Source organism: Pseudonocardia kunmingensis (assembly GCF_006716445.1).
In the GTDB taxonomy this organism is placed as follows: Bacteria; Actinomycetota; Actinomycetes; order Mycobacteriales; family Pseudonocardiaceae; genus Pseudonocardia; species Pseudonocardia kunmingensis.
The window spans coordinates 2,639,633-2,656,723 of record NZ_VFPA01000001.1 but is presented as its reverse complement, the minus strand read 5'-3'; the positions used below and the strand labels follow the sequence as shown (position 1 = coordinate 2,656,723).

Here is a 17,091-nt window from a genome sequence, read left to right as displayed (position 1 = left end):
GTGTGCCCAGTTCACCGCCGGAGATCGTCCTGCCCTGCCTCGACGAGGCGGACGCCCTGCCCGCCGTGCTGCGCGAGCTGCCGGCGGGATGGCCGGTCCTCGTCGTCGACAACGCCTCCACCGACGACACCGCGGCCGTCGCCGCCGCGCTCGGCGCGCGGGTGGTCCGCGAACCGCGCCGCGGCTACGGGGCCGCCGTCCACGCCGGCCTGGTGGCGGCCCGGGCCGAGCTCGTCGCCGTGCTGGACGGCGACGGGTCGCTCGATCCGGCGGCGCTCGGCCCGCTGACGGACGCCGTCCGCTCCGGACGCGCGGACCTCGCCGTCGGACGGCGGGTGCCGGTCTCGGCCGGCGTGTGGCCATGGCACGCGCGCGCGGGCAACGCGGTGATCGCCGCGCTGCTGCGCGGGCGCGGCGTCCCGGTGCACGACATCGCGCCGATCCGGGTGGCCCGCCGGGACGCCCTGCTCGCGCTCGGCGTCGCCGACCGCGCCTTCGGCTACCCCCTGGAGCTGCTGCTGCGTGCCGGGGCGAGCGGCTGGCGGCTGCACGAGCTGGACGTCGCGTACCGGCCGCGCGCGGGTGGGCGCTCCAAGGTCTCGGGGTCGGTGCGGGGCACGGTGCGCGCGGCCCGCGACATGACCCGCCTGCTGCGCGGTGCGGGCGTCCGGCCGGTCCGGCCGTGACGCGGCCCGCCGCGGCGCTGGTCGTGCTGGCCAAGGCGCCGGAGCCGGGCCGTGTCAAGACCCGCCTGTGCCCGCCCGCGACGCCGCAGCAGGCCGCCGAGCTCGCCGCGGCCGCCCTGCTCGACACCCTCGACGCCGCGGCCGCGGTGCCCGCCGCCGTGCCGGTGGTGGTGCTGACCGGCCGCCTGCCGCGGGCGGCCCGCGCCGCCGAGCTGGCCGCGGCCCTGCGCCGGACGCACGTGCTGCCGCAGCGGGGCGACGGTCTCGGCCGCCGCATCGCCGCCGCCCACGAGGACACGGCGGCGCTGCTACCCGGGTGCGCCACCCTCCAGGTGGGCATGGACACCCCGCAGGCCGGCGCCGCGCTGCTCGCCGAGTGCCTCGAGCGCCTGCACGCCCCCGGCACCGACGCCGTGCTCGGTCTGGCCGCCGACGGCGGGTGGTGGGCGTTGGGGTTGCGCGACCCGCGCGCGGCCGCGCTCGTCGCGGACGTGCCGACCTCCCGGGACGACACCGGCGCCCGCACGGCGGCGGCGCTGCGGAACGGCGGGCTCCGCATCGGCCTGCTGCCCGAGCTGATCGACGTGGACACCGCGGCGGACGCCGTCGCCGTCGCGGCCGCCGCCCCCGCCGGGCGCTTCGCGGCCGCAACCGCGGGCTGCCGGGCCTTCGAGGTCGTGGCGTGACGGCTGCCGGCCGGGCCGGGCCGGTGGTGGCGGCGCGCCGGAGGTGGCCCGGGCCCGAGCTCCCCGCCGACGAGCAGGTGAGCACGGCGTTCGACGCTGCCCTCACCGGCGGTCCCGTCCGCATGCTGCGCAGCGACGGCGCCGAGATCGCGCTCGCGGTCCAGCGGTGGCGCGGCGACGCCGCGGGCGACGACGGATGGTTGCTCGACCGCTGCACGGGCCCGGCGCTCGACCTGGGCTGCGGGCCCGGGCGGCTGGTCGCCGCGCTGGCCCGGCGGGGGATCCCGGCTCTCGGGGTGGACGCCTCGGCCGCGGCCGTGACGCAGTGCCGCGCCAGGGGAGCCGCCGTGGTGCGGCGCGACGTGTTCGGCGCCCTGCCCGCCGCGGGCCGGTGGCAGCACGTGCTGCTGGCCGACGGGAACATCGGGATCGGGGGCGATCCCGCGAGGCTGCTGCGGCGCGCCGCGGCGCTGCTGGCTCCCGGTGGCACGGTGCTCGTCGAGACCGACCCGGACCCACGTGCCCGGTGGTCGGGCACGGCCCGGGTGCACACTCCCGACGGCGCTGGACCGCCGTTGCCGTGGGCCGTGGTCGGGGCGGTGGTGCTCCGCGAGCTGGCCGCCGCGGTGGGGCTGGGGGTGAGCACGACCGCCACCGGGCCGCGCTCGTTCGCCGAGCTGCGAGCGGTGCCGCGGTCCCGGCTCCGGAGCGGGATTCGCACGACGAACGGCACTTTCGTCGGCTAGGTTCCGACGAGAGTGCCGTTCGTCCGAGTGGGAGCCTGAGCCGCGCGGGACGCACTGTCAGCGGGCGAGCGGCAGCGTGATCTCGAACCGGCAGCCCGGCGCGGCGTTGACGACGGTGATCCCGCCCTGCTGCGCCTCCACCAGGGCCTTCGCGATGGCCAGGCCCAGCCCGGCGCCCGAGCCCGCACCGGGTGTGCGGGCGTCGCCGCCGCGGAAGCCGGGCTCGAAGACCCGGTCGAGATCGGCGTCCGGGATGCCGCCGCACGCGTCCTGGACGCGCAGCCACCCCGTCTCGTCGCGGGTGCCGGCCGACAGCCGCACGGTGCCGCCCGCCGGCGTGTGCCGGATGGCGTTGGACAGCAGGTTGCGCAGCACGCGGACGAGGTCGGCGTCGCTGCCCAGCACCGTGGGCCAGCACTCGGGACCGGTCGCCGTGACCGTGACGCCCGCGGCGGCCGCCCGTGCCGACTCCGCGGCCACCGCGTCCGACCCGGTCTCGCCGAGCGCGACCCGGCCGGTCGGCAGCCGCAGCGCGGCCGAGGTGGCCCGCGACAGCTGGAACAGGTCCTCGACCATCCCGGCCATCCGCACGGTCTCCTTGCGGATCCGGCGCAGGTACTCCTCGACCTCGGCAGGCCGCTGCACGACGCCGTCGAGGAGGGCGTCGGTCATGCCGCGGATGCCGGCCAGCGGCGAGCGCAGGTCGTGGCCGATCCCCGCCACGAGCTCGCGGCGCGCCGCCTCGGCCCGCCGCTCGGCGTCGAGCGCCTCGCGCTGCCACAGCGTCTCCCGGGCAACGGCGCGGCCCAGCAGCATGCCCGCCGGGACCGTCACCGCGGCGACGACGGCGACCACCGCGACCGTGCCGACCAGCTGCGGCGTGTACATGAACCCGCTGGTCGCGATCACACCGACGAGGGCGGCGACCAGCGGGACCAGCACGAGCGCCGTCATCGTCGCGGCCATCGACCGGCGGCGCATCCGCTGGACGACGACGCCCCCGACCGCGGCCACCGGCAGGACGAACAGCAACGCCAGCGGCGCCGCCCTGGCCAGCTCGTCGACGACGTTCACGCGAGGTTCACGCGGGGTCGTACCGGTAGCCGGTGCCCCAGATCGTCGCGATCCGCACCGGCCGCGTCGGGTCCGCCTCGATCTTCTCCCGCAGCCGCCGCACGTGGACCGTGACCGTCGACTGGTCACCGAACTCCCAGCCCCAGACCTCGGCGAGCAGCTCCGCGCGCGTGTAGGCCCGCCCGGGATGGGCCAGCAGGTATGCGAGCAGGTCGAACTCGCGGGTGGTCAGCGCGAGCGGGCTGCCGTCCAGCTCGGCGCTGCGTGCCGCCGGGTCGACGCGCAGCGCGCCGTCGACGAGCACGGACCCACCGGGCTCGGCGGGCCGGGCGCGGCGCAGCACGGACCCGATGCGCAGCACGAGCTCGCGGGGGCTGAACGGCTTGGTCACGTAGTCGTCGGCGCCGAGCTCGAGCCCCAGCACGCGGTCGTCCTCCTCGCCGAGCGCGGTGAGCATGACGATCGGCAGCCGCTCGTCGTCGCGACGCAGCTCGCGGCAGACGTCCAGGCCGGTCATGCCGGGCAGCATCAGGTCGAGCACCACGGCGTCCGGGCCCCGCTCGCGGGCCGCCCGCAGGCCGGTGGGCCCGTCGGCGGCGAGGTCGACCCGGTAGCCGGCCTCGTCGAGGTAGCGCCCGACGACGTCGCGGACGGTCGCGTCGTCGTCCACCACGAGCACGCGCGAGGCCATGGGGGCGAGCCTAGAGACCCGGCACCCCGAGGATTCTTACGAGATCCTCACCGGGCTGCTCACCACACGGTCAGCAGCAGGTGGTTGACGGCCAGCGCCAGCGCCGCCTGCGCGGCCAGCCAGTAGCGGGCGCGGGGCAGCAGCGCGCACGGGACCACCAGCCAGACCGCGAACGGCAGCCAGATCCGCTCGACCTCGGCCTTGCTCATCCCGGACGCGTCGGCCAGCAGGATCGCGGCCAGCCCGGCGCCCGCCAGCGCCGCGGCGGCCACCGGGAGCGCGCGCGGCCGGGCCACGGCGCGCCGGACACCTGCGACGACCGCCGGGCCCAGCGCGAGCAGCACGGCCGCGAGGTTCGCCCAGACGAAGTAGCCGTAGGGCCGGGTGGAGGCGATGCTCGCGGCGTAGATGACCTGGACGCGGTCGAACCCGGTGAACCACCAGAACCCGCTCACCGTGAACGCGGCGACCACCGCGAGCACCCCGGCCGTGCCGAGCAGCCCGGCTCGCGGGCTGCGGGCGAGCGCGAGGACCGCCAGTGCGAGCAGCCCGCCCAGCACGAGCCCGTAGGACAGGTACAGGCACCAGCCCAGCAGCACGCCACCGGCGAGCGCGGCCGCGTCGGCCCGGCGGCCGTGGCCGGTGGCCCCCACGGCCAGCAGCGCGACGCCCCAGGCGAGCACCCCCGCGAACATCCCGTCCGCGGAGACGCCCACCCACACCGCGCCCGGCAGCAGCACGCCGAACGGCAACGCGCGCCGTGCCACGTCCTCGGCGCCGAAGGCCCGCAGCGCCACCGCCACCGCCACCGGCGCCGAGGCACCGACCAGCACCACGAACATCCCGGCGGGCCCGCCACCCCCGAGCCCGAGCCGGTCGAGCCACACGAACGTCAGGAGCGCACCCGGCGGGTGGGCCCCGACGTGCGTGGTCCAGAAGCCGGGGCTCTCGGTGAGGATGTGGTCGCTGAAGGTGCGCAGCATCGCGCCGATGTCGTGCACCCGCGGGACGTCGTGCAGGTACTCCTGGCTGCTGGACAGCCGCTCGACCACCCCGCGCCGCCAACCGTCCACGAGCGCGAGCGACACCGTCCACGTGAGCGCGCCCGCGTAGCCCACCGCGAGCAGCGGTCCCCACCGCAGGCGCTGGGCCACCGCCGGCCCCTGCGCCGCGACCAGCACCGCGACGGCCACCGCGGCCGGCGTCCCCGGCCCGACGTGCGGCAGCCACGCGGCCAGCAGCGGCGGGAACGGCAGGAAGATGTCGACGCCGGCCGCGAGCAGCCTGCGCCCGACCAGCGCCGCGGCCACCACGACGAGCGCGGCGACGCCCACCGCGACCAGGTCGGCCGCCGTGCGGGACCGGCGCTGGGTGATCGGCACGCGAGGACGGTAGCGGCGCGCCCGGCCGGATGGTCCTTACAGCTCGGGGACGGGCGCGTTCCGCGGAACGCGATGGCCATGATCAGCAGAAATGGTGTGAGAGCGACAGATCTGTCGCCCTCACACCACTCCTGGCGATCACCCCGTGAATGCGCGGACGCGAGAGCCCTGCGTGCGGGTCACACCGCGCCCGTCACCGACGCGGTCCTGATCGTTCCGACATCCACGGATCCGCCCCGCGAGGGCGCTCGGGGTGGATCTCGGAACGATCAGCGGTCGCCGGGAGCGCCCGTGTCAGGGTCGCAGCTTCGCCGCGAACGCCGCGGCGGCCGCCCGCGGGTCCTCGGCCTCGGTGATGGCCCGCACCACGACGATCCGCTCGGCGCCGGCGGCGAGCACCTCGTCGAGGCGGTCGTGGTCGATGCCGCCGATCGCGAACCACGGGCGGGACGGCCCGCGGCCTGCGACTTCGCGCACGAGGTCCAGGCCCGGCGCCGGGCGGCCGGGTTTGGTGGGGGTGGGCCAGCAGGGGCCCACGCAGAAGTAGTCGACGCCGGGTTCGGCGGCGGCCGTCGCGGTCTCGTCCGGGCTGTGCGACGAGCGCCCGATCACGACCTCCTCGCCCACGACCTTCCGGGCCCAGTGGACGGGCAGGTCGTCCTGGCCGAGGTGCAGGACGTCGGCGCCGGCGGCGAGGGCGACGTCGGCGCGGTCGTTCACCGCGAGCAGGGCCCCGTGCCGGGCGCACGCCTCGGCGAGCACCTCGAGCGCGGCCAGCTCCTCGCGGGCCTCCAGCGGCCCGTCCGGGCCCTTGTCACGCAGCTGGACGATGTCGACGCCGCCGGCGAGGGCGGCGTCGGCGAACGCGGCGAGGTCGCCGGTGCGGCGGCGGGCGCCGGTGCAGAGGTAGAGGCGGGCGTCGTCCAGGCGCTTGCGCACGGTGGCGCCGTCGAGAGCAGGCACGCCCGGTGACGCTACGCGCCGCGTCGAGATCGGGGGAGCCAGCGCGACGGGCGGACCGCCGGAGCGAAGGCGAAGGTCGTCCCACAGGGCGTAGGGTGGACGGCAGGTGACGCACGGGAGCCCGTACGGCGGGCTGAGAGGGGATCGGAACAGATCCCGACCGTCGAACCTGATCCGGGTCATGCCGGCGCAGGGAGCGGAGATGATGACGAACTCGTTGACGGTGGTCGGGGCCGGCGTGATCGGCTTGGCCTGTGCGTGGCGCGCCGCCGAGTCGGGGGTGGCGGTCACGGTGCTCGACCCGGCGCCCGCGTCCGGGGCGTCGTGGGTGGCGGGCGGCATGCTCGCGCCCGTCACGGAGGCGTGGCCGGGCGAGGAGGAGCTGCTCGAGCTCGGCGTGGCGTCGGTGGCGCGGTGGCCGGGGTTCGCGGAGGAGCTCGTCGCGGCGTCCGGCCGGCCTGCGGGGCTGCGTACGGAGGGCACCGTGGTGGCGGCCACCGGTACCGGTGACCGCGCCGAGCTGGACGCGCTGGCCGTGTACCTGGGCCGCCTCGGGCGCAGCGTCGAGCGGCTGAACGGCCGGGAGCTGCGCCGCCTGGAGCCCGCGCTCGGACCGGACGTGCGCGGCGGCCTCTCGGTGCCCGGCGACCTCGCGGTGGACAACCGGGTGCTGCTGGCGGCCCTGCGCGCCGCCGCGCAGCGGGCAGGCGTCACGATCGTGGAACGCGCCGTGCGCGCCGTCCTCGACGACGGCTCGCGGGTCACCGGCGTGCGCACGGACGACGGCGACGTCCAGGCGGGCGCCGTCCTCGTCGCGGCGGGCGCCCACTCCGCGGGCCTGCACCCGGCGCTGGACGGCCTGGTCCGCCCGGTGAAGGGCGAGATCCTGCGGATCGCGCACCGACCGGGCGCCTTCCCGCCGCCGCGGCGCACGGTCCGCGCGCTCGTGGACGGCCGCCCGGTCTACGCCGTCCCGCGCGACGACGGCGGGCTCGTCCTCGGCGCCACCCAGGCCGAGCTGGGCTTCGACACCGAGGTCACCGTCGGCGGCGTGCGCGACCTGCTGCGCGACGCCGAGCGGATCCTGCCCGGCATCGCCGAGTACGCGCTCCTGGAGAGCGCGGCGGGGCTGCGGCCCGGCAGCCCGGACAACCTGCCGCTGGTGGGGGCCCTCGGTCCGGACGGCCTGCTCGTCGCCACCGGACACCACCGCAACGGGATGCTGCTGGCACCCGTCACCGCCGACGCGGTCGCGGCACTGCTGCGCGGCGAGCCCGTCCCCGACCCGGTGCGCGCCGCGGACCCCGCCCGGTTCTCGTACGCCAGGAGGTAGCACGTGCAGGTGTGGATCAACGGAGAGCAGCGCGAGCTGGCGGACGGCGCCCGTGTTCGCGACGCGCTCGACGCGCTCGGCGCCCCCGGGAACGGCGTCGCGGTCGCGGTGGACGGCGAGGTCGTGCCGCGGGCCGAGTGGCCGTCCACGGCGCTCGCGGACGGCGCGCGCATCGAGGTGCTCACCGCTGTGCAGGGAGGATGACGATGACCGGAGAGTTGCTCGCAGGCTCGACCATCGACACCGAGACGCTGTTGGTCGGGGACCGGAAGATCGCGTCCCGGTTGATCATGGGTACGGGAGGCGCGGCGAACCTGGAGGTCCTGGAACGCGCGCTGGTGGCATCGGGCACGGCGCTCACGACCGTCGCGATGCGCCGCATCGACGCCGTCACCGGCACCGGCGTGCTGGACCTGCTGCGCCGCCTCGGCATCGAGGTGCTGCCCAACACCGCGGGTTGCCGCACCGCCGCCGAGGCCGTGCTCACCGCGCGGCTCGCGCGGGAGGCTCTGGAGACCGACCTGGTCAAGCTCGAGGTCGTGGCCGACGAGCGCACGCTGCTGCCCGACCCGATCGAGCTGCTCGACGCGGCCGAGCAGCTCGTGGACGACGGGTTCACCGTGCTGCCCTACACCAACGACGACCCGGTGCTCGCCCGCAAGCTCGAGGGCGTGGGCTGCGCGGCCGTCATGCCGCTGGGCTCGCCGATCGGCACCGGGTTGGGCATCCGCAACCCGCACAACATCGAGATGATCGTCGAGCAGGCGGGCGTGCCGGTCGTGCTGGACGCAGGCATCGGCACCGCGTCCGAGGCCGCGCAGGCGATGGAGCTGGGCTGTGACGCCGTGCTGCTGGCCACTGCCGTCACGCGCGCGGGCGACCCGGAGCGCATGGCCCACGCCATGCGCCTGGCGGTGGAGGCGGGCCGGGCGGCGAGGGAAGCCGGTCGCATCCCCCGCCGCTACTGGGCCCAGGCCTCCTCGCCGGACGTGGAGCCCTAACCCGCACCTTGGAGCCATACTGCTGAAATCCGGGCGTTGGAACAGCAGTACGGCTCCAAGGTGCTGGTCGTCAGGCCTTTCGGGCGACCGTCGTGCGGAGTGGGACCTCCTTGATCAGGAGCACTGCCGCCAGCGTCAGCAGCGACGCCACCGCGGAGATCCCGAAGACCGTGCCCACGGCGTCGCCGTAGGCGGCACGCACCGCCTCGGCCTGTGCCGGCGGGAGCGCGGCGAGGTCGGAGAGCCCGGTGCCGGTGGTCCCGCCGTCGAGCAGGGCGGACACCCGGTGGCTGAGCACCACGCTGAGCACCGTGACGCCGACCGTCCCGCCCAGCGAGCGCAGGAACGCCACCAGTGAGCTGGCGGCGCCCACGTCGCCGACGTCCACGGTGTTCTGCACGGCCAGCACCAGGTTCTGCATGGTCATGCCGAGCCCGAGGCCGAGCACCACGAGGAAGGCGCCGACGAGCGGGACGGGGGTGGTGTGGTCGACCGTCGACATCAGCGCCAGCCCGGCGGTGATCATGGCCGCGCCGGCGAGCAGGTAGGGCTTCCAGCGCCCGAACCGGCTGATCAGCTGGCCGGATCCGGTCGACGCGACGAGGAGCCCGCCGATCAGGGGCAGCGTGAGCAGGCCCGCGGTGGTGGCGTCGTAGGAGCGGGCGATCTGGAAGTACTGCCCGAGGAACACCGAGCCGCCGAACATCACCATCCCGACCACGAGGCTGGCGGCCACGGACAGCACGACGGTGCGCTCGCGGAACAGCCAGAGCGGCACCACCGGTTCGACCGCCCGCCGCTCCACGAGGACGGCCGCGGCGAGCGTCAGCGCGCCGAGCGCGGCCAGCGTGAGCGAGATCGGGGAGCTCCACGCGAACTGCTCTCCGGCGAGCGACACCCACACCAGCAGGACGGACACGCCGCCCGAGATCAGTGCGGCGCCCGCGTAGTCGAGGTGCACCTCGCGCGGCGTGGTCGGCACGTGCAGGGTGCGCTGCAGCACGGCCAGTGCGACCAGCCCGACCGGCACGCCGACGAAGAAGCACCACCGCCAGCCCAGGGCGGGCGTGCTGACGAGCAGGCCGCCCGCGAGCGGCCCGGAGACGGTGGCCGCGGCGAGCACCGAGCCGAGGTAGCCGGAGTAGCGGCCGCGTTCGCGGGGCGGGATGAGCGCGGCGATCACGACCTGCGCGAGGGCCTGCAGGCCGCCCGCGCCGATGCCCTGGACGGCGCGCCAGCCGATCAGCGTGCCCATCGACCCGGCGAGGCCTGCGCCGACCGAGCCGACGATGAAGATGATGATCGCGATCTGGACCAGCAGCTTCTTGCTGAACAGGTCGGAGAGCTTGCCCCAGATCGGCGTGGTGGCGGTGGTGGTGAGCAGGGTCGCGGTGACCACCCAGGTGTAGCCGGTCTGCGTGCCGCGCAGATCGGCGACGATCGTGGGCAGCGCGTTGGCGACGATCGTGCTGGACAGGATCGCGACGAACATCGCGAGCAGCAGGCCGCTCAGCGCCGTGAGGATCTCGCGGCGGCTGCGGACGGGCTCGTCGAGCGCGGTCGCGCGGGGCTGCGCCGGGTTCTCGGCGGTGGCGGTGGTCATGAGGAGGTCGCGCCTCTCGTGCTGCGGGTCAGATCAGTTGTACCGTGCAAGCATACTTTTCGTTGGTTGTGCCATACAACTGATTTTCCTGTGACCTCGCACTCAGGCAGGCGCCACCCCGTCGCGGTGCCGTCGCGCGAGCTCCTGGTAGGTGCCGGGGTTGCCGTCCACCCACCACCGCGCGGACTCCGTCAGCGGCCCCTTCTCGCGCCCCGCGGGGCCCAGCACGAGCCGGCCGTCGGGCACCACGGCGTTCGGCGGCACCGTCGCACCCGCCCCGATCAGGCAGCGGGCGCCGATCCGGGCGCCGTCCTGGACGGTGGCGCCGTTGCCGATGAGCGCCTCCGCACCGATGACGCAGCCGTGCACGACGCACAGGTGGCCGACCGTCGCGCCGGCGCCGATCTCCGTGACCGGGTCGTTGCCGCCGTGCAGCACGGAGCCGTCCTGCACGTTCGCCCCCTCGCGCACGACGATCGGGCCGAAGTCGGCGCGCAGCACGGCGTTGTACCAGACCGAGGCGTGCGCCTCGATGCGCACGTCGCCCACCAGCGTTGCCGTGGGGGCGATGAAGGCGTCGGGGTGGACGGTCGGGGAGAGGCCCTCGAAGGAGAACAGCGGCATGCGCCGGAGACTGCCACCCGAGCGGGTCCGGCGTGCCGAACGGGTGACGCGTCGCGGGCGCGGCAACCTGGGCCGCGGAGGTGATCGGATGGTCGCGCGCCGGGGTGCGACGCTCGCCCTGTCCGCTGCCGCGCTGCTCGCGCTCGTCACCGGGTGCGGTGCCGAGCCCGACGCCGTGGACCGGGTGACCCCGGACGTCCCACCCAGGTCCACCCCGTCCGAGGCCCCGACCCCCGGACCGACGCCGTCGCCCTCCCCCACGACCGGGCCCACCCCGTCCCCGGTGCCGCCGCCCGGGTCCGGCGACGGAGGGCCGCAGGTCGCGGTGCCCGTGTACTACGTGAACGAGACGGCCGCCGGCCACCGCCTGCAGCGCGAGTTCCACCGCGTCGCCACCCGCGACCCGGCGAGCGCCGCGGTGCGCGAGATGCTGGCGAACCCCACCGGTGCGGACCCGGACTACCGCTCGCACTGGCCCGCGGGCACCACGCTGCGCGCTCCCGTCACGCAGGACGCGGGCGTCATCGTCGTCGACCTCGCGGGGGTCGGGTCGGCGCAGGTGGGCACCGCCCTCGCCGAGCTCACGGTGCAGCAGCTGGTGTTCACCGTGCAGGGCGCGCTCCGGTCGAGCGCGCCCGTGCGGATCCTGGTCGACGGGCAGCCCGTGCCCGAGCTGTGGGGGGCGGTCGACACCTCCGCTCCCGTGGAGCGCGGCGACCCCTACGCGCTGCGCTCCCTCGTGCAGATCGACGCCCCGGTCGACGGCGCGCAGGTCGGGCGCGCGGTCGAGGTCAGCGGCGAGGCCGCGGTCTTCGAGGCCACGGTGCTCTGGGAGGTGTTGCAGGACGGCGCCCTCGTGCAGAAGGGGTTCGCGAGCACGAGCGAGGGCCAGCGGTTCGCGCCGTTCGCGTTCACGGTGACGCTGGAGCCCGGCGACTACACGGTCCGCGTCCGCGAGGACGACCCGTCCGGCGGCGAGGGGCGCCCCGTGCTGACCGACGACAAGGCGTTCACGGTGGCCGGCTGACGGTCCCGCCGGAGGTTCAGTCCGGCGGGGTCCTCGAGGCGCGCAGGCCGAGGCTGCGCAGTTCCAGTGCCGCCAGGTCGCGCACGACGCCCCGGTCGTCGCGCCGCCACGCGGCGGCCGGGTCGGGCGAGACCTCGAGCAGCCGCCGCACCGGTCTGCGGGCGATGGCGCGCAGTGCGAGCAGGTCGGTGTCGACGGCGCGGGCGGTGACGGCGGAGCGGGCCAGCCGCGCGTAGCGCAGCCGCAGCGGCAGCCACACTGCGAGCACCGGGAGCGCGCCGAGCAGCACGACGGCGACGCCGGTGCCGAGGGCGACGGCGGCGACCGCCTCCACCTGCTCCTGGCCGGCGGTGGCCAGCGAGTCGCCCGCTCCGGTGCCGGTCGCGAGGGCCCGGGCGAGGTCGTCGCCGACGAACGGCACCTCGGACGCGGTGCGGGCGGCGTCGTCGAACGCGCCGCGGATGGAGTCGCCCGCCCCGGCGATCGCCCGCGCCGGTTCCTGCAGGCGCAGGATCAGGCCGTGGGCCGCGCGCGCCACCAGCACGCACGCCACGACCCAGCCGACGGCCAGCAGGTCGGCCAGCAGCTGGAGGGACGCGCGGGCGGGACGCTCGGCGTAGAAGCGCATGACGGCGCAGCCTAGGACGACTTCACCTTCGTGGGACCCGGCGCACGTGGACGGTTCTGCCCGATCGGTCGCGGATGGTCGAATAGGGGGGTGCCACGGGCGATGCGGGGGTGGGTCACGGCGTGGCGTGCCCGGTTGCCCAACGCCATCGGCACGCCGGACGGGGTGTGCCGGCCGGTGCTGCCGGCCTGGCCGTTCCTCGTGATCGCCACCTTCGCCCTCGCGGCGTCGCTGGTCGTGTTCCCACCCGCGGGCCCGCGGTCGTGGCTGGCGGCGCTGCTCGCGGTCGGCATCTGCCTGCCGGCGCTGCTCGCTCAGCGTCTCCCGCTCGCCGCGGGGCTGGCCGCCGGCGTGCTCAACCTGGTGATGGCGTTCGTGCTGGTGGCTGCCCTGCCTCGAGAAGTCGTGTCCCCGCCGTGGTTCCTGAACGCCGCGCCGCCCCAGCTCGCCGCCGCCTACACGATCGGCTTCGCGCTCCCGGTGCGGGCCGTCGTCGTCGCGCTGGCGGGAGTCGTCGCGAGCGGAGTGGTGTTCGTCCTGGCCGTGGGGCGGGTGCCGCTACCGGCCGAGCTGTGGACGTGGGCGGCCCTGCTGGTGGTCGCGGCGCTGCTGGGCATCCGGCAGAAGGAGCGGCACGCGCGCGCTCTGCGCTGGATCGCCGACGGCGCGCAGCGGCGTGTGCAGGACGAGCGCGACCGCATCGCGCGCGAGCTGCACGACGTCGTCGCGCACCACATGTCGGTGATCGCGGTTCGCGCGGTGAGCGCGTCGCGCCGCATTCCGGACGTGTCCGATGCCGCGGCGCGGGAGTTCGCCGACCTGGGCACGGGGGCGCGTGAGGCGCTGGGCGAGCTGCGCCAGCTGCTCGGCGTACTGCGCGACGACACGGGTCCGGAGCTGGAGCCGCAGCCCGGCCTCGGCGACCTGTCCCGCCTCGCCGAGCGGACGCGCGGTGCGGGCAGCTCCGTCGCGCTGTCGGTGGCCGAGCCGTCCGGCGTACCGGCGGCGGCTGCCGTCTCGGCCTACCGCATCGTGCAGGAGGCGCTCAGCAACGTGAGTCGGCACGCGACCGGAGCCCGCGTGCACGTCCGCGTCGGGCCCGACGAGGGCGGCACGCAGCTCGTCGTCGAGGTCGTCAACGACCCGCCGCCGGGGCCCTCCGCTCCGGGCGTGAGCGGTGGTCACGGGCTCGACGGGATGCGCGAGCGGGCGCGGTTGCTCGGCGGGGCGTGCGTGGCCGGGCCGACGCCGTCGGGCGGGTTCCGGGTGCGCGCCGAGTTGCCGCTGCGGATGCTGTCGTGATCCGGGTGCTCGTCGCCGACGACCAGGCGATGGTGCGGGCCGGTCTCGCCGCGCTGCTCGACGCCGAACCGGACCTCGCCGTGGTCGGGGAGGCCGCCGACGGGGTGCAGGCAGTGACCGCGGTTCGCGCGCTGCGTCCGGATGTCGTCCTGATGGACGTCCGGATGCCCGAGCTGGATGGGCTCGCCGCTGCCCGGACTCTGCTCGCCGACGGCGCGGTGCACCGGCCCCGGATCGTCATGCTGACGACGTTCGACGTCGACGACTACGTCTACGAGGCGCTACGAGCGGGCGTCAGCGGGTTCCTGCTGAAGGACGCCACGCCTGAGGTGCTCGCCGAGGCGGTGCGGGTGGCGGCGGCGGGCGACGCCCTGCTGGCCCCGTCGATCACCCGACGGATGATCGAGCGGTTCGCGGCGCGCCGCCCGGCCACCCGCCGGGACGCCCAGCGGTTGGCGGGCCTCACCGCGCGCGAGCGCGACGTGCTGCGGCTGATCGCCCGCGGCCTGTCGAACGCCGAGGTCGCAGCCGACCTCGTGATCGCCGAGGAAACGGTGAAGTCGCACGTCGGACGGTTGTTCGCGAAGCTCGCGCTGCGCGACCGCGCCCAGGCGGTGGTCTTCGCCTACGAGAGCGGGCTCGTCGAGCCCGGCCGCTGACTCCCCCTGCGGGGGCAACGGGGATGCGCTCCGCGGAGGGAGGTGCCGCCACCCTCCGCGTTCCTAGCGTCGCCGCATGATCACAGGAACGGACGCATGCAGACGGCCCACCGCGATCGGCGCACTGCTGCGGGCGGCGGCCGCGGCCGGCCTGGCCGAACCGGAGGTGCGCGGACTGGCGGCCCTGGTGCGGCCGGGCGACGTCTGCCTCGACGTCGGGGCGGCGTACGGGATGTACAGCCACGTGCTCGCCGAGCTGGTGGGACGGAGCGGCGCGGTGCACGCGTTCGAGCCGCTGCCGGTGCCGTCGCGGGTGCTGCGCGCGGGCGCCCGGTTCACCGGCGGTGTCGTCCGACCGCACGCCGCCGCCCTCTCCGAGACCGAGCACGACGGGCACGAGCTGGTGCTACCGGTGCGGTTCGGCCTGCCGATCCACGGGTGGGCGCATCTGGGCGGCGATCGGGTCCGACGCGCCTTGCCAGGACGTTCCCGGTCGCTGCGCGTCCCCGTCCGGACGGTCGACGGCTTCTGCGCCGCGCAGGGCATCGACCGGGTGGCGTTCATGAAGGTCGACGTGGAGGGAGCCGAGCCGGCCGTGCTGGCGGGCGCCGCCTCCGTCCTCGCGCGCTGCCGTCCCGCGCTCCAGCTGGAGATCGAGCAGCGCCACCTCGACCGCTACGGCCACGGCACGCAGCGACTGGTTGCCGAGCTGCGGCAGCGCTACGGCTACCGCATGCACACCTGGCGGCTCGGCCGCTGGGTGCCGGCCACCGAGGTCGGGACAGCGCACCGCAACTACCTCTTCCTCGCCCGTCCGGCGGGTGACCCGCACACCGGGCTGCCGGAGCCGGTGTAGGCCGGATCACGGTGCCGGTCGGGTGACGCCGCGGACGTCCCAGACCCAGGCGTCGGTCGCGCGCCGGCCCGGTCCCAGGAGCTCGGAGAGCGTGGCGTGCAGTTCCCGCTGCCGTGGCCCGTCGGCGAGGACGACGGCGTCGGCGCGCCAGAAGCGCAGGTCGTCCGCCATGGCGGCGCGGTCGGCGTCGGTGACCGCGGGCGCCGCTCCGGTGGTGGCGACCGCGTCGAGCAACGCGGAGCTCGGCCGCGGGGCGGCTCCGTAGCCGCCCACGCGGTCCTCCCCCCACGGCCCGACGAAGTAGCCCTGGGGGAGCGCGAAGCCCATGCCGGCGTCGACCTGCCAGCGCAGCGCCTCGGCGCGACCGGGCCGGGGCAGCGGGGCGGGAACGATGGTGCGTCCGGGGTCGGCGAAGCGCCGCCACTCGCCGCTGGTGAAGAAGGCGGGGGTGGGCGCGCGGGAGACCGTCTCGAACGGGATCGGGACGAGCGGGAGCAGCACGGCGACGAGCGCGACCGACCAGGCGGCCCGCGCCGACACCGTCACGAGCCGGCGGTCCGACCGGAGGTCGAGGACCCGCTGGGTGGCGAGGGCGAGCAGGCACCCCACCGCCGGGACGGCGGCCAGTGCCATGCGGGACTCGAGCACCGACTCGAACAGCGGCAGCTCCGACAGCAGGGCCCACGGCCCCGGCACGCCCGTCGGTCGCCCGTCGACGGTGACCTCCGCCCCGAGGGACAGGACCGCGGCCACGCCTGCGGTCGTCGCGGCCATCCGGGCCACCAGGTCGTGGCGCAGCCAGACCGCCAGCACGGCGACGAGCACGACGAGGCCCCAGCCGAGGTAGGCGTTCTCCTCCGTGGGGTTCATCGCGAGGTGCGGAGAGGTCTCGGAGAACAGGCCGCCGACCGACTGGCTGGGCCGGGCGCCGAACGCGGCGAGCGGGTTGCCCCGCGGGCCGTGGTCGATGTTGCGGTAGCTCTGCTGGCCGAAGAACTGCCACCAGAGCGGGTAGGCGAGCAGCGCGCACGCCACGACGCCCCCGGTCCCGAGACCGACGACGACGGTGCGGGGCACCCGCCTGCGCGCCACGGCGAGGCCGATCACGAACGGCGCCGTGGCCGTCACCGCGATCAGCAGGATCTCCTCCCCGATCAGCACCTGCAGCGTCACGAGCAGCCCCAGCCCCACCCCGTGCAGCACGGGCCGGGCGGCGGACGGGAGCCGGACCAGCCAGATCACGATCACCGGCAGGAGGAACGCCACGACGAAGTTGGGATGCGCCTTGGCGTGCGAGATGACCGGCGGCGCGAACCCGCAGAAGCCGGCGCCCAGTGCCGCGGCCGCCCGCGATGTGACGACGTGGCGGGAGAACAGCCAGTACCAGGCGGTCGCGGTGCCGGCGAGCCCGCCGGTCAGGACCAGGGTCCAGGTGGCGGTGGGGCCGAGGGCGAGCGTGACGGGCGCCAGCGGCACGGCGAGCGCGGGGAGTGCCGTGTTGGCCATCAGGTTGACGCCGAGCGGGGCGTTCTGCAGGTCGGAGAACAGCAGCGGGCCACCGTGCTGCAGCGCGTGGGCCTGCGCGGCGAACAGCCACTCGAACAGGTTCTGGTCCTGGTCGCTCGCGACCAGGTAGCCGCGGTCCAGGTCGCGCCAGAGCCCGGCGTACAGGAGCACCGACGCGATCAGGTACCCGGCGACGACGAGGACGTCCGAGCCGGTGACCGAACCCCGCCCCGGACGCACGGCGGGCGCGAGGTCGGTCACGAGAGGATCACCCGCCAGAGCTTCGGTGAGAACGACGATAGCCGCCAGAGGATCACACGCGCC

General features: G+C 75.9%; 18 protein-coding genes and 1 riboswitch. Of the genes, 10 read left to right on the top strand and 8 right to left on the bottom strand.

Translation table 11 applies throughout. The features are described from left to right. The first annotated feature begins 2 nt into the window (after positions 1–2). Genes FB558_RS12625 through FB558_RS12615 form a run of 3 tightly spaced genes read left to right on the top strand, consistent with a single transcriptional unit; the run spans position 3 to position 2,118 of the window. On the top strand, positions 3–686 hold the full coding sequence (locus FB558_RS12625) for a glycosyltransferase family 2 protein (RefSeq protein ID WP_142052076.1): 684 nt from the start codon (positions 3–5) through the stop codon (positions 684–686). After that, positions 683–1,372 (top strand): TIGR04282 family arsenosugar biosynthesis glycosyltransferase, encoded by a 690-nt coding sequence (locus FB558_RS12620; protein ID WP_142052073.1) that lies wholly within the window; start codon positions 683–685, stop codon positions 1,370–1,372. Before FB558_RS12625 ends, FB558_RS12620 begins: the two co-directional genes overlap by 4 nt. Next, on the top strand, positions 1,369–2,118 hold the full coding sequence (locus FB558_RS12615) for a methyltransferase domain-containing protein (RefSeq protein ID WP_246106391.1): 750 nt from the start codon (positions 1,369–1,371) through the stop codon (positions 2,116–2,118). The genes FB558_RS12620 and FB558_RS12615 overlap by 4 nt, the downstream gene beginning before the upstream one ends. 57 nt (positions 2,119–2,175) lie before the next feature. Here FB558_RS12615 and FB558_RS12610 read toward each other — a convergent pair whose 3' ends face one another. The 4 genes from FB558_RS12610 to thiE form a co-directional block, all read right to left on the bottom strand. Further along, entirely contained in the window at positions 2,176–3,192 is a 1,017-nt protein-coding gene (locus FB558_RS12610; protein ID WP_246106390.1) for a sensor histidine kinase, read from the bottom strand. 7 nt (positions 3,193–3,199) lie between these two features. Beyond that, the gene (locus FB558_RS12605) at positions 3,200–3,883 is read right to left on the bottom strand and encodes a response regulator transcription factor (protein WP_142052070.1); all 684 of its coding nucleotides are present in this window, start codon (positions 3,881–3,883) and stop codon (positions 3,200–3,202) included. Between the two features lie 59 nt (positions 3,884–3,942). Continuing rightward, complete coding sequence (locus tag FB558_RS12600; protein WP_170231283.1) at positions 3,943–5,265, bottom strand: hypothetical protein; 1,323 nt, start codon at positions 5,263–5,265, stop codon at positions 3,943–3,945. 294 nt (positions 5,266–5,559) lie between these two features. Beyond that, positions 5,560–6,228, bottom strand: a complete 669-nt coding sequence (gene thiE / locus FB558_RS12595) for a thiamine phosphate synthase (RefSeq protein WP_142052067.1) — start codon at positions 6,226–6,228, stop codon at positions 5,560–5,562. 103 nt (positions 6,229–6,331) lie between these two features. Further along, a riboswitch (TPP riboswitch) is annotated at positions 6,332–6,441 on the top strand. On the opposite strand from thiE, the gene thiO reads away from it, so the two are divergent. The 3 genes from thiO to thiG all read left to right on the top strand — a co-directional run bounded on the left by thiO (position 6,431) and on the right by thiG (position 8,562). Next, a complete protein-coding gene (thiO, locus tag FB558_RS12590) occupies positions 6,431–7,561 on the top strand; it encodes a glycine oxidase ThiO (protein ID WP_425467994.1) in 1,131 nt (376 codons plus the stop codon). It overlaps the preceding riboswitch by 11 nt. Positions 7,562–7,564: 3 nt before the next feature. Next, on the top strand, positions 7,565–7,765 hold the full coding sequence (gene thiS / locus FB558_RS12585; protein WP_142052065.1) for a sulfur carrier protein ThiS: 201 nt from the start codon (positions 7,565–7,567) through the stop codon (positions 7,763–7,765). A 2-nt stretch (positions 7,766–7,767) separates the two neighbouring features. Beyond that, positions 7,768–8,562 carry a thiazole synthase gene (thiG, locus tag FB558_RS12580; RefSeq protein WP_142052062.1) on the top strand — a complete coding sequence of 265 codons (795 nt, stop codon included), beginning with the start codon at positions 7,768–7,770 and terminating at the stop codon, positions 8,560–8,562. Between the two features lie 70 nt (positions 8,563–8,632). Here the strand turns inward: thiG and FB558_RS12575 are convergent, their stop codons facing one another. Further along, complete coding sequence (locus FB558_RS12575; RefSeq protein WP_142052059.1) at positions 8,633–10,165, bottom strand: MDR family MFS transporter; 1,533 nt, start codon at positions 10,163–10,165, stop codon at positions 8,633–8,635. Positions 10,166–10,267: 102 nt separating this feature from the next. Further along, the gene (locus tag FB558_RS12570) at positions 10,268–10,789 is read right to left on the bottom strand and encodes a gamma carbonic anhydrase family protein (RefSeq protein WP_142052056.1); all 522 of its coding nucleotides are present in this window, start codon (positions 10,787–10,789) and stop codon (positions 10,268–10,270) included. A gap of 88 nt (positions 10,790–10,877) precedes the next feature. Here FB558_RS12570 and FB558_RS12565 point away from each other — a divergent pair, with 88 nt between their 5' ends. Further along, positions 10,878–11,816, top strand: coding sequence for a GerMN domain-containing protein (locus FB558_RS12565; RefSeq protein ID WP_142052053.1), 939 nt, complete (start codon positions 10,878–10,880; stop codon positions 11,814–11,816). A 16-nt stretch (positions 11,817–11,832) separates the two neighbouring features. On the opposite strand, the gene FB558_RS12560 is transcribed toward FB558_RS12565, so the two are convergent. Beyond that, complete coding sequence (locus FB558_RS12560) at positions 11,833–12,444, bottom strand: hypothetical protein (protein ID WP_142052050.1); 612 nt, start codon at positions 12,442–12,444, stop codon at positions 11,833–11,835. 102 nt (positions 12,445–12,546) lie between these two features. On the opposite strand from FB558_RS12560, the gene FB558_RS12555 reads away from it, so the two are divergent. The 3 genes from FB558_RS12555 to FB558_RS12545 all read left to right on the top strand — a co-directional run bounded on the left by FB558_RS12555 (position 12,547) and on the right by FB558_RS12545 (position 15,261). After that, positions 12,547–13,746 carry a sensor histidine kinase gene (locus FB558_RS12555; protein WP_142052047.1) on the top strand — a complete coding sequence of 400 codons (1,200 nt, stop codon included), beginning with the start codon at positions 12,547–12,549 and terminating at the stop codon, positions 13,744–13,746. Then, the gene (locus tag FB558_RS12550) at positions 13,743–14,405 is read left to right on the top strand and encodes a response regulator (protein WP_211366331.1); all 663 of its coding nucleotides are present in this window, start codon (positions 13,743–13,745) and stop codon (positions 14,403–14,405) included. Before FB558_RS12555 ends, FB558_RS12550 begins: the two co-directional genes overlap by 4 nt. A 76-nt stretch (positions 14,406–14,481) precedes the next feature. Beyond that, complete coding sequence (locus FB558_RS12545) at positions 14,482–15,261, top strand: FkbM family methyltransferase (RefSeq protein ID WP_142052044.1); 780 nt, start codon at positions 14,482–14,484, stop codon at positions 15,259–15,261. A 6-nt stretch (positions 15,262–15,267) separates the two neighbouring features. On the opposite strand, the gene FB558_RS12540 is transcribed toward FB558_RS12545, so the two are convergent. After that, positions 15,268–17,028, bottom strand: coding sequence for a DUF6311 domain-containing protein (locus FB558_RS12540; RefSeq protein ID WP_246106389.1), 1,761 nt, complete (start codon positions 17,026–17,028; stop codon positions 15,268–15,270). Positions 17,029–17,091 lie beyond the last annotated feature (63 nt).